This is a genomic window from Nevskiales bacterium (assembly GCA_035574475.1).
GTDB lineage: Bacteria > Pseudomonadota > Gammaproteobacteria > Nevskiales > DATLYR01 > DATLYR01.
In genome coordinates this window covers 1-13,857 of the sequence record DATLYR010000106.1, presented here as the reverse complement: position 1 = coordinate 13,857, position 13,857 = coordinate 1, and the positions used below count along the sequence as shown (strand labels likewise).

The following is a 13,857-nucleotide window of genomic DNA, read 5'->3' as shown; positions in this document are numbered from 1 at the left end:
CGCCCCGCAGGCCGGCAGGCGCCCCGCCAAGAAGACCTGACGGCCGGTGCCGCGCGCCCTTTACAGCCTCGTCTTCGGCCTGCTGCTGCCACCGATCCTGCTGTATTTCCTGTGGTGCAGCCTGCGCGAACCCGCCTACCGCCGCGGCTGGGCCGAGCGCTTCGGCTTTGTCCCCGCCCCGCTGCCGGGCGGTCTGTGGCTGCATGCGGCCTCGGTGGGCGAGGTGCAGGCGGCGCGCCCGCTGGTCGAGAGCCTGCTTGGCCGCTACCCGCAGTACGTGCTGACCGTCAGCTGCATCACGCCGGCCGGCGCGCAGTGCGCGCGTGAGCTGTGGGCGGGACGCGTCACCGTCTGCTACCTGCCGTTCGACACGCCGGGTGCAGTGGCGCGCTTTCTCGCCCGCGTGCAGCCGCGGCTGGCGCTGGTGCTGGAAACCGAGATCTGGCCGAACCTGTATGCGGCCTGCGCCGCGCGCGGCATCCCGCTGCTGATCGTGAGCGCGCGGCTGAGTGAGGCTGCGCTGGCCCGGTTCTCACGTTTCCCGGGTGCCGGGCTGCTGCGCAGGACCTTGCAGCCGGTCGCTGCGGTGCTGGCCCAGAGCGAGGCCGATGCCGAGCGCTACCGGCGCGCCGGCGCGCCAGCGGCACGGGTCGAGGTCATCGGCAATCTGAAGTTCGACCATCGTCCGGATCCCGCCCTGCCCGAACATGCCCAGGTGCTGCGCGAGGACTGGGGTGCGACACGGCCGGTGTGGATTGCGGCCAGTACGCACGAGGGCGAGGAAGCCGTGGTGCTCGACGCGCACGCGCGCCTGCGCCAGCGCCTGCCGGACCTGCTGCTGGTGCTGGCGCCGCGTCATCCGCAGCGCTTCGAGCGCGTGGCCGAGTTGTGCGCCGCGGCGGGCTTTGTCACTGCGCGCCGCAGCCGCGGCGAGATCGGCGATCCCGGCACGGCGGTGGTGCTGGTGGACACGATCGGCGAGCTGAACCTGTTTTACGCCGCCGCCGACGTGGCCTTCGTCGGCGGCAGCCTGGTGCCGGTCGGCGGCCACAACCTGCTGGAGCCGGCCGCGCTCGGCCTGCCGATCCTGGTCGGACCGCACATGCACAACCAGTCGGAAATGACCGAGCTGCTGCGAGCCGCCGGCGCCGCGCGGCAGGTGGCGGATGTCTACGCGCTGGTCCAGGCGGTGGACGAATGCCTGGAATCACCCGCGCTGCGGCACCAGGCCGGCGCCGCCGCGCGTCATGTCATGGAGCGGAACCGGGGTTCGCTGGCGCGGGTGCTGGCGCGGGTGGCGGCGTTGCTGGAGGCGCCGGCGTCTCCGGCAGGGGCTGCTGGAGCCTGACGGGCTTCTCCGGCGCCACGACCGCGCCCGGCGGGTAGCCAGGCGCCGGCGGCGTGATGCCAGACGGCTGCGGGCGGCTCGGCGCGGCCAGCAGGGCGTTGACGGCCTGCAGGTCGGCCGGCGCCAGCTGCCCGGTGGACTGTTTCAGCCGCAGCGTGTTCAGCAGGTAGTCGTAGCGCGCGCGGGCGTAATCGCGCTCGGCGCGGTACAACGCGCTCTGCGCATCGAGCGTGTCGGTCACGGTGCGCGCCCCGACGCGGTAGCCGGCCTCGGTGGTTTCCAGCGCGGTGCGGTTGGACTCGAGCGCCTGCGCCAGCGCCTCGACCCGGCTGATGCCGACGACCACGCCTTCGTAGGCGTCGCGTGTCTGGCGCTCGACCTCGCGCCGCGCGAGTTCCAGCTCGGCCTGGCGCTGCGCATGGGTGTTCGCCGCCTGGCGCACGCCGGCCTGCACGCCGCCGCCGGCGTAGAGGGGGATGGCCAGCTGCAGGCCGAGCACGCCACTCTCCTGTTCGCGGCCGCCGAAGGGCGAATCGAGGCGGTCGAAATAGTCGTAGCTGCCGACCAGGCTCAGTGTCGGGTAGTGGCCGCCGGTCTGCTTGCGGACCTCATCCCGGGCGATGTCGGACAGCGCCTGGGCGTTCTGGATTTGCAGGTTGTTCTGCGCGGCGGTGCGCACCCAGCTTTCGGCGTCCTGCGGTTCCGGCGGCTGTAAGGGAATGGACTCGCGCAGGCCGGCCAAGGTTTCGGGAAAGCGGCCGGTCACGGCGCGCAGTGCCTCGCGCGCGCTGCGCAGCAGGCGCCGCGCCTCGATCTCCTGCGCCATAGCGATGTCGTAACGCGCCTGCGTTTCCTGCACATCGAGGATCGGCGACATGCCGACCTCGAAGCGCTTGCGCGCGCGCTCGAGCTGGCTGGCGATGGCGGTTTTTTCGGCCTGCGCCGTGCGCAGGCCGTCTTCCGCCGCGAGCACGTCGAAATAGCGCGTGGCCACGCGGAGGATCTGCTCCTGCGTGGCCGCTGCCAGCGTGGCTTCTGCTGCGAACAGCTGCGCGTCTGCCTGCCGCAGCTGGGCGAACTGGGACCAGTTGAACAGGGTCTGGCTCAGCGACACGCGATAGCCGCTGGCGTCGTAGCGAGCCACGCCCAGGGGCGTGATCGGGCTGCTGCTGGCCAGGATCTCGTCGCGGTTCTTCGACAGCTCCACGCCGGCCGAGACCTGCGGCAGCAGCAGCGCGCGCGCCAGCGGCTTGGCCTGCAACGCGGCCTCGTACGCGGCCCGGTCGGCGGCAACCTTCGGGTCGTTGCGCAGCGACAGCTCGTAGGCCTGCAGCAGGTCCTCGGCCAGCGCGGCCGGGCAGACCAGGGCGAGCAGCAGGGCGATGGCGGGGCGTAGCATCCGGGCGTTCAGTAGCGTGGCATCGAGGGATCGACCTGCTCGGCCCAGGCGTCGAGCCCGCCGGCGAGGTTGCCGACGTCGGTGAAGCCCTTCTTCTCCAGGAACTGCGCCACCTGCAGGCTCCGCATGCCGTGATGACAGACCACTACGACCGGCCTGCCCGCATCCAGTTCCGCATAGCGCGCGGGGATCTGGCCCATCGGGATGTGCACGCAATCCGGCAGCCGGGCCTGCGCCAGCTCCCAGTCCTCGCGCACGTCGAGGATCACGGGCGAATCGATGGCCAGCCGTTGTTGCAGTTCCTGGGGGGTAATCTGTCGCACGCCGCGGCTCGTCGGGGAATCCGCCTGCATCATGCAGCATCCGGCGCCGGGAGGAAAAGATGGTGGGCGCTGTAGGGTTCGAACCTACGACCCCTGCCGTGTGAAGGCAGTGCTCTACCGCTGAGCTAAGCGCCCCGGAAACGGGACGCGAATGTTACGCATCCGGGCAAACCCAGTCAATTTACGGGCATGCATTTGCCGGCCATTTGCCAACGATTTGCTAGAATGCGCGCCTTCGGCCCGCAGCCCCGGAAATCCATGCCCGTCCGTACCCGCTTCGCGCCCAGTCCGACCGGCTACCTGCACATCGGTGGTGCGCGCACGGCGCTGTTCTCCTGGCTGTATGCCCGGCGCCACGGCGGCGAGTTCCTGCTGCGTATCGAGGACACCGACCGCGAACGCTCCACCGACGATGCGGTGCGGGCGATCTTCGAGGGCATGGAATGGCTGGGCCTGACCCCGGACCAGCCGCCCGTGTTCCAGACCCGGCGCTTCGACCGTTACCGCGCGGTGGCGCAGCAGCTGCTGGATGAGGGCAAGGCCTATCACTGCTACTGCTCCAGGGAGGAGCTGGAACAGATGCGCGCCCAGCAGATGGCGCGCAAGGAAAAGCCCCGTTACGACGGCCGCTGCCGGCAGCGCACGGAGCCGAAGCCCGGCGTGCAGCCGGTGCTGCGCTTCAGGAACCCGACCGACGGCGAGGTGGTGATCGAGGACCTGATCAAGGGCCGCATCGTGTTCCAGAACGCGGAACTCGACGACCTGATCATCGTCCGCGCCGACGGCACGCCGACCTACAATTTCTGCGTGGTGGTGGACGACGCCGACATGGGCATCACCCATGTGGTGCGCGGTGACGACCACGTCAACAACACGCCGCGCCAGATCAACATCCTCCAGGCACTGGGCGTGACGCCGCCGCAGTATGCCCATGTGCCGATGATCCTCGGCGCCGACGGCGTCAAGCTGTCCAAGCGCCACGGCGCGGTCAGCGTGATCGAGTACCGCACGCTGGGCTTCATGCCGGAGGCGGTGCTGAACTACCTCGTACGCCTGGGCTGGAGCCACGGCGACCAGGAGCTCTTCACGCGCCAGCAGATGATCGAGCTGTTCGACATCACGCGGGTGCAGCAGTCGCCGGCGCGCTTCGACCTGGAGAAGCTGGTCTGGGTCAACCACCAGTACCTCAAGAGCGCGGAGCCGGCCGTGGTCGCGGCCGAGCTGGACTGGCACTTGAAGCGCCTGGGGGTGGACGTGACCGGCGGTCCGCCGCTGGCCGAGGTGGTGCTGGCGCAGCGCGAGCGCTGCAAGACGCTGGTGGAGATGTCGGAGAAGAGCGTGTTCTTCTACCGCGACTTCGAGCGTTACGACGACAAGGCGGCGGCCAAGCACCTGAACGCCGAGACCCTGCCGGCGCTGCGCGCGCTGCAAGCGGCGCTGACCGGGCTCACCGGTGGTTGGGATGCGGCGGCCATCCAGGGCGCGGTGGACGGCGTGGCCGCAGCGCTGGGCGCCAAGCTGGGTGCGGTCGCCCAGCCTCTGCGCGTCGCGGTGGCCGGCAATTCCGTGTCGCCGCCCATCGACCAGACGCTGCGGCTGCTGGGGCGAGAGCGCACGCTGGCGCGGGTGGCACGGGCCATCGCCTATGCAGAGGGGCGCTAGCTATTGAGTCACCTCGGGATGCTGCCTATAATTGCGCGCTTCCCGATGGCCGGGGCCATAGCTCAGCTGGGAGAGCGCTTGCATGGCATGCAAGAGGTCGGCGGTTCGATCCCGCCTGGCTCCACCAACCTTCATCGCACGGACCCGTAACGCCGTCCCCTTCGTCTAGAGGCCTAGGACATCGCCCTTTCACGGCGGTAACAGGGGTTCGAATCCCCTAGGGGACGCCAAGGTTGCCGCGTGCAAGCCCCTGATGCGACGGGAATTCTGCTGCAATTCCGGCCTATCCGTGGTTTAATCTGCGCAATTCCCGCAAGCCCCGCTCCGGGCGAGAGAGTGCATGGCACGGATTCTGGTCACCGGCGCCGCCGGGTTCATCGGCTATCACCTGGCGGAGCGCCTGCTGGCGCGCGGCGACGAGGTCGTCGGACTCGACAATCTCAACGATTACTACGACGTGCGCCTGAAGCAGGCGCGCCTGCAGCGGCTCGAGGGACGGCCGGGATTTCGCTTCCTGAAGGCCGATCTCGCGGACCGCGCCGCGATGGAGGCCGCCTTCGCGCAGGGCCGCTTCGACGCCGTGCTGCACATGGCGGCGCAGGCGGGGGTGCGCTACTCGCTGCAGCATCCGCACGCCTACGTGCAGAGCAACCTGGTCGGATTCCTCAATGTCCTCGAGGGCTGCCGGCAACAGGGCGTCGGGCACCTGGTGTACGCCTCCTCCTCGTCGGTGTACGGCGCCAACACCCGGCTGCCGTACTCGGTACACGACAACGTGGACCATCCGATCTCGCTGTACGCCGCCAGCAAGAAGGCCAACGAGCTGATGGCGCACACCTACGCGCACCTGTACCGGCTGCCGTGCACCGGCCTGCGCTTCTTTACCGTGTACGGGCCCTGGGGCCGGCCGGACATGGCCTACTTCAAGTTCACGCGTGCGATCCTGGCCGGCGAGCCGATCGAGGTGTACAACGAGGGCAGAATGCGGCGCGACTTCACCTACATCGATGACATCGTCGAGGGCGTGGTGCGCGTGCTCGACCGCATCCCGCAGCCCGACCCTGCGTGGTCCGGCGAGCGACCGGATCCGGGCGGTAGCAACGCGCCCTATCGCCTGTACAACATCGGCAACCACAGCCCGGTCGAACTGGAGCGATTCATTTCGATACTGGAAGATGCGTTGGGCCGCAAGGCGATTCGCAAGCTGCTGCCGATGCAGCCGGGCGACGTGCCGTCGACCTATGCTGATCTCGCCGATTTAGAACTGGATACCGGTTTTGCACCAAAAACCCCCATCGAAGAGGGATTGCGGAGGTTTACTGCTTGGTATCGTGCTCACTACCGCTTTTGAGGTCATTCTGGCCTTAAGTTGCCAGCTGATACACTAACGCCAGTTTAAAGCCCGAGTAGTCATGCCCGCGCCCATGTATAACGTGTTGTTTCCAGTGGAAACCATTAACCGCGAGCTAGATTTTCGGTTGTTTCTCGCTGCAATGTTCGTCAACTCTAATCGCCGAATCTATATCGGCAATATGCAGCGTATCAATCGAATGATAAGGAACATGTACGGCGGTTTGTATGTGGGCAAACATATTTTTTATCGGCATCCCAACGTACTGCGCTATTACAAGTGCCTCAAGGAAAAAGGCTTTGCGTACGTGTACCTGCAAGAGGAGGGTGCGATTTTTCCGGGTGGCGAAGCACAATGGCGTGCAGAACTCGATCGTCAGGCTGCCACTGATTTTGTTTGGCTCCAGCCCAGTGACTGGCTCTGTCACTGGGGCGATTTTCAGAACGAGTACTATCGCCAAAGATGGCCGATGCTGGCTGCAAGAATGCGAGCTACCGGACATCCACGCTTTGATATCTATAAACCACGTTTCAGAGAATATTACGCTTACGAGGCGCAGCAGCTGCGTGACCGCTACGGCTGTTTCCTGCTGATTAATACCAACCAGAGTCGGGGAAACAATAGTCGCGGTATCGCTGGGGCATTTCATCCCATGCTGGGCTATCTATCGTCAGATACAGCCAAACATATGCGCACTGTGCGCCTGTGGGCTAAGAGCATGAATATCATCGCGGGCATTGTCGCGCTAGTTCACCGGCTGCACATCGAATTTCCCGAGCTGCCAATAGTTCTACGCCCGCATCCGTCGGAATCGATTGATTTTTACAGGCAGGCTTTTCGAAATATTGACAACGTGCACGTAGTCTATGAAGGCCCGGTGGGCCCATGGATTATTGCGGCTGAAGCATTGCTCCATGATGGGTGTACGACTGCAATCGAAGCCCATTTTGCTGATAAACCGGTAATCAGCTTCCGTGCTACTGATGATCCTGAGTTTGATCAGGTGGTACCTAACGAGATCGGCGCACGGTGTCGCAGCGAAGATGACGTACTCCTGGCAGTAGACAGTATGGTGCGAGGTAGAAGTGTCGGCCTTAACGCATCGTCTACTGTCTGGGGACGACGGCTGCTGGCTAATTTCAGCCATGATGCTTTTGGGCCACTACTAGAGACGATGGAAGAGGCACTATCTACTGTGGGGCCACCGCGGCAATGCGATGGTCATCTTATAGTGCAAGCGCGGGAAGCATACGCACGCTTGCGTGAGTTGCCACGCGAGTGGGCGGCTCCACTTTCACGTCGTAAACAAGCCCGCATAGCAAACCATCAAAAATTTTATGGGTTCAAACAAGACGTGATCGAACACAAATTAAATACAATTCAACGATTACTTAACAAGCCAATACGATACTGGCTGCTAAGTGACCAGCTAATCGTGATCGAGGCGGCACAATGATGCTGGCAGCGTCCGAGGTGCACGGAAATGTTTAATGGTAAATCAATCTTAATTACGGGGGGGACCGGGTCTTTCGGCAAGCAGTGCGTGCGCACACTACTTGATCGTTACCAACCCGCACGTCTCGTAGTTTTTTCGAGAGATGAGCTCAAGCAGTTCGAAATGGCTCAAGAATTTGCTGCTCCAGCGATGCGGTATTTTATCGGCGATGTCCGTGATCCGGAGCGCCTACGACAGGCCATGAAGGGCATTGATTATGTAATCCACGCAGCCGCGCTTAAGCAGGTCCCGGCTGCAGAATATAACCCAATGGAGTGCATCAAGACCAATGTGCATGGCGCCGAGAACGTCATAGCTGCTGCGATTGACAACGAGGTGCTCAAGGTGGTGGCTCTTTCCACCGACAAGGCCGCCAATCCAATCAATCTATACGGCGCGACCAAGCTAGCCTCTGACAAACTGTTCGTGGCGGCCAACAACATGGCGGGCAGACACCGCACCCGTTTTGCGGTAGTTCGTTATGGCAACGTTGTGGGTTCACGTGGTTCCGTCCTGCCGTTTTTTCGTAAGCTAATCGACGAGGGCGCCTCAGCGCTCCCAATTACAGACCCGCGTATGACCCGCTTCTGGATTACCCTTCAGCAGGGCGTGGACTTTGTCTTAAAAAGCTTTGAGCGCATGCAGGGTGGCGAGCTTTTCATCCCCAAGATTCCTTCGGCTAGAATCACGGACCTGGCTGAGGCGCTCGCGCCAGGCATGCCCACATTCATTATCGGCATACGTCCTGGAGAAAAACTTCATGAGGTCATGTGTCCGTTGGATGACTCACATCTCACACTTGAGTTCGAAGATCACTACCTTATCCGTCCGACGATCACTTTTATGGCGCCAGTTGATTACAGAATTAACAACATAGGAGAGCATGGCACCCCAGTACCGGACGGTTTCGAGTATGACTCTGGAACCAACCCTCATTTCTTGTCTGTAGACGAAATCCGCAAGCTGGTGAACTAATGCGTCCGATTCCCTATGGTCGCCAAGACATCAGTGAGGAGGATATCCAAGCCGTTATCGAAGTTCTGCACTCAGACTGGTTGACCCAGGGGCCCGCGGTCGAGAAATTCGAGCAAGACTTTGCGGGATACTGTGGTGCTCCATACGCAGTAGCCGTGAACAGCGCGACTTCTGCTCTGCATCTGGCGTGTCTCGCGTTGGACCTCGGGCCCGGCGACTGGCTTTGGACGTCTCCCAATACTTTCGTCGCTTCGGCGAACTGCGCGCGTTATTGTGGTGCCAATGTTGATTTTGTCGACATTGATCCTCGTACCTACAATCTTTCTGTTACTGCGCTCGAAGAAAAGCTGCGCCTCGCTGAGAAAGCAGGAACACTGCCGAAAATTGTTGTACCGGTACACTTTTCCGGTCAGCCATGCGAAATGCGCGCGATCAAGCATCTCGCAGATCGCTATAATTTTCGAGTCATAGAAGATGCATCGCATGCCGTGGGGGCATGCTATCTCGGTAGCACGGTCGGCAACTGTCGATTTTCAGACGTCACTGTTTTCAGCTTTCATCCGGTCAAGATACTAACGACAGGCGAAGGTGGTATGGTCTTGACTCGTGATGCCGAGCTGTACCAGCGCCTCAAGCAGTTACGAAGTCATGGGGTTGTTCGTGATTCTGCAACCTTGAAAAGGGCCGATCAGGGGGCCTGGTATTACGAGCAGCATAGCCTCGGTTACAACTTCCGTATTACTGACATTCAGTGTGCTTTAGGTAGCAGTCAACTGCGTCGCCTTCAAAAGATGCTTGCGCGTCGCCGCGAGCTCGCGAAGCGTTACGATTACATGCTTACTGGTTTGCCCCTGCAGACACCTTGGCAGTCCGTGGACAGCACATCTGCCTGGCACCTGTATGTTGTCAAAATGGCACCAGGTATAAACCGGAGGAGAATATTTGATGGCATGAGATCTGCCGGCATCGGCGTGAATGTACATTACATTCCGGTGCATACACAACCGTATTACCAATCACTGGGCTTCAAGTACGGGGACTTTCCTGAAGCCGAAGCCTACTATGCTCAAGCAATCAGCTTGCCTATTTATTCGGGGCTGACTGAAGAGGATCAGGATTACGTTATATCAAATCTCCACAAGCTTCTGACATGAAAACTGTCGCGATTATCCAAGCTCGCATGGGGGCGACACGTTTACCGGGAAAGGTAATGAGAGTGCTCGGTGATCGAAGTGTTCTTGCGCACGTGATCCAACGTGTTGCGGCTTGTCCGATCTTGGATGCTGTAGTTGTGGCGACCACAACATCTACACCGGACGATGTACTGGCTGCTGAGGCTATGCGGTACGGGGCCAGCGTGTGCCGCGGCAGCGAATATGACGTACTCTCGCGTTATTACTTGGCTGCAATGACGGAACGGGCCGATATCGTTGTACGGATCACGGCCGATTGTCCGTTTATTGATGCGGTAATCATTGGGGAGGTTTTGCGATCTTTTAAGGGGGCTGCCAATTCTGGAAGACCCTTCGACTATTTTAGTAATACGCTTGAAAGGACGTACCCACGCGGACTCGATGTAGAGGTATTCTCGTACGACGCACTACAACGAGCATATCGCGAGGCAACTTTCGCGCACGAGCGTGAGCATGTCACTCCATATTTGTACGGTCATCCTGAGAAATTTCGCTTGGGTCAGCTTCGCGGCGAGCCGGACTTGTCAGATCACCGTTGGACGCTCGATACGGAAGAAGATTGGCAGTTCATCAAAGCGGTGTACACAGAATTGGATCGCTCAGGTAGGCAAGTTACGACTGCTAACATTCTTGAGCTGCTTCAGCACAGACCAGATTTGGTCAAGATCAATTCCCATATCGAGCAAAAAAAGGTCGGTTCCTAGGAGGCCTTGTGAGCAGCTCATTTAAAACAGAACAGGAAAAATTCTGGGCTGGGGAGTTTGGCAACGCTTACTCAAACCGTAACATTGGCGATAAATGGATAGCAAGCAATACAGCACTGTTTTCTAGAATCCTTGCGCGTACTTTGGGTGTTGCCTCGGTCATCGAATTTGGCGCCAATATCGGACTGAACCTGCGTGCGATACGCAATTTGCTACCAGCAGCCGAGTTGACTGCAATCGAGATCAATAAAACAGCTGCTGAAAGTCTCGTGCAGTGGGGACATGCCGAAGTTTTTCATCAATCGATTCTGGATTTTGAGCCTAGCAGACAATGGGATTTTGTTTTGATCAAAGGGGTGCTGATTCACATTAATCCGGGTTGCTTGCCGCGGGTGTATGACGCGCTATACGCGTCTTCTGGTCGCTATATTTGCGTTGTTGAATATTTTAATCCGACTCCCGTTACAGTGCCCTACCATGGTCAGGATGACAAATTGTTTAAGAGGGATTTTGCTGGCGAACTGCTTGATCGCTTCAACCAATTACGTCTTGTGGACTACGGCTTTACCTATCATCGAGATCCGAATTTTCCACAGGATGACACGACATGGTTTTTGCTTGAGAAGGATGCGTGAGGGTCCTAATTCGCACTGATGCATCTACCTCAATAGGTAGCGGGCATGTAATGCGTTGCCTCGCGCTCGCGGAGGTTCTGGCTCGCTCCGGCATGGAGGTGAAATTCATTGCTCGGCAGATGCCAGATTCCCTTATTGCACGTATCAGATCAGCAGGTTTTGAATCGATTTGTATGCAACCTGCCAACAGCTCGTCATGCACGGGTAGTTTGGCACATAGCCATTGGCTGCGCATGGGGCCACTAGAGGACGCGAAAGAGACCATAAGAACGCTAACCACCCTGGGCGATGTTGACTGGTTAATCGTAGATCATTACGGAATCGACGCCACGTGGGAGCAGTTGGTACGCGAGCATGTGGGAAGACTCTTCGTGATCGACGACCTCGCAGACCGCGCGCATGTCTGCGATCTACTGCTCGATCAAACACTGGATAGCGGAGCAGCGGAACGTTACCAGAAACTTGTGCCCGTGCTGTGCCGGCGTTTGCTCGGTCCGCGTTATGCGCTTCTGCGTTCGGAGTTCATCCGCGAACGCACAAAAAAGCCTGTACATACAGGTAAAGTCAATCGTCTGTTGGTGTTTTTGGGTGGTAGTGATCCAGGTAATTACACATCTATCGCTCTTGATGCGTTGGATTTAATCAAGAAGCGGCGATTCCAGGTCGATGTAGTGGTCGGCAGTATCAACGTGCACCGTGGCGACATCGAGAGGAGATGTCGAGAAATGCCGGATGTCCGATTCCACTGCGATGTGCTGGACATGGCCAGCTTGCTAGCGGCTAGCGACCTAGTGATCGGTGCGGGTGGCACCAATACATGGGAGCGAGCTTGCCTGGGGCTGCCCAGCATTGTTATAGCAGTCGCCCCAAACCAGCGTGTTCAGACCGCCGCCATGGCAGAACTTGGCGCGATAATTGAGCTGCCAGCTCGAGATCTTTCGCCGCAAGTTATTGCAGGCGCCATCACTATGTTGATGGCGAATCCGGATCGCCTATGTGAAATGAGCCGGATAAGCGCCGGGTTGGTAGATGGGCGTGGTGCAGAGCGAGTCGCGCGCGAACTTTCGGCAGCACCGCTGGTCCTGAGGCGCGCTACGGCGGCAGACAGCGATGCACTACATCAGTGGCGCAACGCCGAAGAGGTGCGTCGGTATTCGCATGATTCTGCACCCATAGGATTGGATACGCACAGAACCTGGTTGATGAGTGTACTGGCAGATCAGGCGCGCGACCTGCTCATCGCCGAGCAAAATGATAGGCCGGTCGGAGTATTGCGATACGATAGGTGTGGCACGAGTGCCACAGTATCGATTTACTTGGTACCAGGTCATTCAGGACAGGGTCTTGGCCCACGTATCCTACTGGCTGGGGATCGTTGGTTGGACCATCATCATCCCGAAGTGCGTACTGTTATTGCCGAAGTCCTGCCCGACAATAAGGCGTCTGCGCGCGCGTTCATTGAGGCCGGCTATGAACAGGGGCCAGAAACATACATAAAACGGTTAAGGCGATGAGCTTCAAGCAAGACATCAGAATAGGGCGTTTTGTTATTGGTCCCAGTCATGCGCCATTCGTGATTGCAGAAATGTCTGCTAACCATAATGGCTCATTCTCGCGCGCGATCGAGATCGTCGATGCGGCGGCCAAAGCCGGAGCACATGGCCTCAAAATCCAGACTTATACCGCGGATACGATGACTATCGATCTTGAAGAGGGAGAGTTCTTCATCAAAGATCCGGAGAGTTTGTGGAAAGGCACGTCGCTGTACAGGTTGTACGACGCTGCGCACACACCGTGGGAATGGCATAAGCCCATCTTTGAACGTTGCCGTGAGCATGGGATGGTGGGTTTCAGCTCCCCTTTTGATGCAACGGCCGTAGACTTTCTCGAAGAACTCGAAGTGCCTTGCTACAAGATCGCTTCTTTCGAAAATACCGATATCCCGCTGATCCGCAAGGTGGCCGCTACCGGCAAGCCGATGATTATTTCGACGGGCATGGCTACATTAGCGGAGCTCGAAGAGAGCGTGCAGGCGGCACGCGAAGCGGGTTGTCGTGACCTCGTGCTCCTGAAATGTACCAGTACCTATCCGGCCAGCCCGGAAAACAGTCATCTGCTTACGATCCCGGATCTAGCCAGGCGCTTCGCATGCCAAGTTGGATTATCCGATCATACCTTGGGACTGGGTGCGGCTATAGCCAGTGTGGCGTTGGGCGCGACCGTCATTGAGAAGCATTTCACCTTGAGCCGCGATGAAGGTGGCGTGGACTCCGCCTTCTCGCTGGAGCCGAAAGAACTGAGCGCGCTGGTTGAAGAAACCGCACGTGCGCAGCAGGCACTGGGGACGGTGCGTTATGGACCAACTGAGCAGGAAAAAAAGTCTCTTCAATTCCGGCGTTCGCTATATATCGTCAAGGATTTGAAGGCGGGCGATGTCTTGAGCCCAGAGAATCTGCGTGCTATCAGGCCAGGTCTGGGCCTGCCACCCAAGTACCTCGAAGCCTTGATCGGGCGGAGAGTGAAGTGCGACGTCAAGCGTGGCACCCCGGCCAGTTGGGACTTGGTGTAGTTGGCAGGGTCCTTGGGCTTGTCTGAATTTTTGTGTGTGAGGCGGTTTTCATTTCTCGGTGGGCGTCCGGTCAGGTTCGCGCCAGCGTGAACCGGTCGCCGTAGAGTATCGCGAATTGGTTCATGGCGGCTTTCCATTCGCGAGTGGCGCGACTCCAGTCGGCGGTGATGTTGCGGAGCGCCAGCCAGATCAGCTTGGTCGCG

13 protein-coding genes and 3 tRNA genes are annotated in these 13,857 nt (G+C 59.8%); 12 read left to right on the top strand and 4 right to left on the bottom strand.

Annotated elements, in window-relative coordinates; translation table 11 throughout:
• The first annotated feature begins 46 nt into the window (after window positions 1-46).
• On the top strand, window positions 47-1,348 hold the full coding sequence (gene waaA, locus VNJ47_06245; GenBank protein HXG28430.1) for a lipid IV(A) 3-deoxy-D-manno-octulosonic acid transferase: 1,302 nt from the start codon (window positions 47-49) through the stop codon (window positions 1,346-1,348).
• Here waaA and VNJ47_06240 read toward each other — a convergent pair.
• The 3 genes from VNJ47_06240 to VNJ47_06230 all read right to left on the bottom strand — a co-directional run bounded on the left by VNJ47_06240 (window position 1,251) and on the right by VNJ47_06230 (window position 3,205).
• Window positions 1,251-2,747, bottom strand: coding sequence for a TolC family outer membrane protein (locus tag VNJ47_06240; protein ID HXG28429.1), 1,497 nt, complete (start codon window positions 2,745-2,747; stop codon window positions 1,251-1,253). The genes waaA and VNJ47_06240 overlap by 98 nt on opposite strands.
• A gap of 8 nt (window positions 2,748-2,755) precedes the next feature.
• Window positions 2,756-3,070: a rhodanese-like domain-containing protein gene (locus tag VNJ47_06235; GenBank protein ID HXG28428.1), complete on the bottom strand. Its 315-nt coding sequence runs from the start codon at window positions 3,068-3,070 to the stop codon at window positions 2,756-2,758.
• A 60-nt stretch (window positions 3,071-3,130) separates the two neighbouring features.
• Window positions 3,131-3,205 (bottom strand) — tRNA-Val (locus tag VNJ47_06230).
• Window positions 3,206-3,328: 123 nt separating this feature from the next.
• Between VNJ47_06230 and gltX the strand changes: the two genes are divergently transcribed.
• The 11 genes from gltX (at window position 3,329) to pseI (ending at window position 13,654) form a co-directional block, all read left to right on the top strand.
• Window positions 3,329-4,732, top strand: coding sequence for a glutamate--tRNA ligase (gene gltX / locus VNJ47_06225; GenBank protein HXG28427.1), 1,404 nt, complete (start codon window positions 3,329-3,331; stop codon window positions 4,730-4,732).
• Window positions 4,733-4,783: 51 nt separating this feature from the next.
• A tRNA-Ala gene (locus tag VNJ47_06220) sits at window positions 4,784-4,859 on the top strand.
• Between the two features lie 27 nt (window positions 4,860-4,886).
• A tRNA-Glu gene (locus VNJ47_06215) sits at window positions 4,887-4,962 on the top strand.
• A 110-nt stretch (window positions 4,963-5,072) separates the two neighbouring features.
• A complete protein-coding gene (locus VNJ47_06210; protein ID HXG28426.1) occupies window positions 5,073-6,083 on the top strand; it encodes an NAD-dependent epimerase in 1,011 nt (336 codons plus the stop codon).
• Between the two features lie 61 nt (window positions 6,084-6,144).
• Entirely contained in the window at window positions 6,145-7,539 is a 1,395-nt protein-coding gene (locus VNJ47_06205; GenBank protein HXG28425.1) for a surface carbohydrate biosynthesis protein, read from the top strand.
• A 27-nt stretch (window positions 7,540-7,566) separates the two neighbouring features.
• Window positions 7,567-8,553 (top strand): UDP-N-acetylglucosamine 4,6-dehydratase (inverting), encoded by a 987-nt coding sequence (gene pseB / locus VNJ47_06200; protein ID HXG28424.1) that lies wholly within the window; start codon window positions 7,567-7,569, stop codon window positions 8,551-8,553.
• Entirely contained in the window at window positions 8,553-9,707 is a 1,155-nt protein-coding gene (gene pseC, locus VNJ47_06195) for a UDP-4-amino-4,6-dideoxy-N-acetyl-beta-L-altrosamine transaminase (GenBank protein ID HXG28423.1), read from the top strand. The genes pseB and pseC overlap by 1 nt, the downstream gene beginning before the upstream one ends.
• The gene (locus VNJ47_06190; GenBank protein HXG28422.1) at window positions 9,704-10,450 is read left to right on the top strand and encodes a glycosyltransferase family protein; all 747 of its coding nucleotides are present in this window, start codon (window positions 9,704-9,706) and stop codon (window positions 10,448-10,450) included. The genes pseC and VNJ47_06190 overlap by 4 nt, the downstream gene beginning before the upstream one ends.
• 8 nt (window positions 10,451-10,458) lie before the next feature.
• The gene (locus VNJ47_06185; protein ID HXG28421.1) at window positions 10,459-11,085 is read left to right on the top strand and encodes a pseudaminic acid biosynthesis-associated methylase; all 627 of its coding nucleotides are present in this window, start codon (window positions 10,459-10,461) and stop codon (window positions 11,083-11,085) included.
• The gene (pseG, locus tag VNJ47_06180; GenBank protein ID HXG28420.1) at window positions 11,082-12,599 is read left to right on the top strand and encodes a UDP-2,4-diacetamido-2,4,6-trideoxy-beta-L-altropyranose hydrolase; all 1,518 of its coding nucleotides are present in this window, start codon (window positions 11,082-11,084) and stop codon (window positions 12,597-12,599) included. The genes VNJ47_06185 and pseG overlap by 4 nt, the downstream gene beginning before the upstream one ends.
• Entirely contained in the window at window positions 12,596-13,654 is a 1,059-nt protein-coding gene (gene pseI / locus VNJ47_06175; protein ID HXG28419.1) for a pseudaminic acid synthase, read from the top strand. Before pseG ends, pseI begins: the two co-directional genes overlap by 4 nt.
• 70 nt (window positions 13,655-13,724) lie before the next feature.
• Here the strand turns inward: pseI and VNJ47_06170 are convergent.
• Window positions 13,725-13,857, bottom strand: a 133-nt coding sequence (locus tag VNJ47_06170) for an IS256 family transposase (protein ID HXG28418.1), incomplete at its 5' end; no start/stop codon positions are given.

Coding starts and splice junctions, on each gene's coding strand:
- VNJ47_06240 (HXG28429.1), bottom strand. CDS start 2,747: ATGCTACGCCCCGCCATCGCCCTGCTGCTCGCCCTGGTCTGCCCGGCC.
- gltX (HXG28427.1), top strand. CDS start 3,329: ATGCCCGTCCGTACCCGCTTCGCGCCCAGTCCGACCGGCTACCTGCAC.
- VNJ47_06210 (HXG28426.1), top strand. CDS start 5,073: ATGGCACGGATTCTGGTCACCGGCGCCGCCGGGTTCATCGGCTATCAC.
- VNJ47_06205 (HXG28425.1), top strand. CDS start 6,145: ATGCCCGCGCCCATGTATAACGTGTTGTTTCCAGTGGAAACCATTAAC.
- pseB (HXG28424.1), top strand. CDS start 7,567: ATGTTTAATGGTAAATCAATCTTAATTACGGGGGGGACCGGGTCTTTC.
- pseC (HXG28423.1), top strand. CDS start 8,553: ATGCGTCCGATTCCCTATGGTCGCCAAGACATCAGTGAGGAGGATATC.
- VNJ47_06190 (HXG28422.1), top strand. CDS start 9,704: ATGAAAACTGTCGCGATTATCCAAGCTCGCATGGGGGCGACACGTTTA.
- pseI (HXG28419.1), top strand. CDS start 12,596: ATGAGCTTCAAGCAAGACATCAGAATAGGGCGTTTTGTTATTGGTCCC.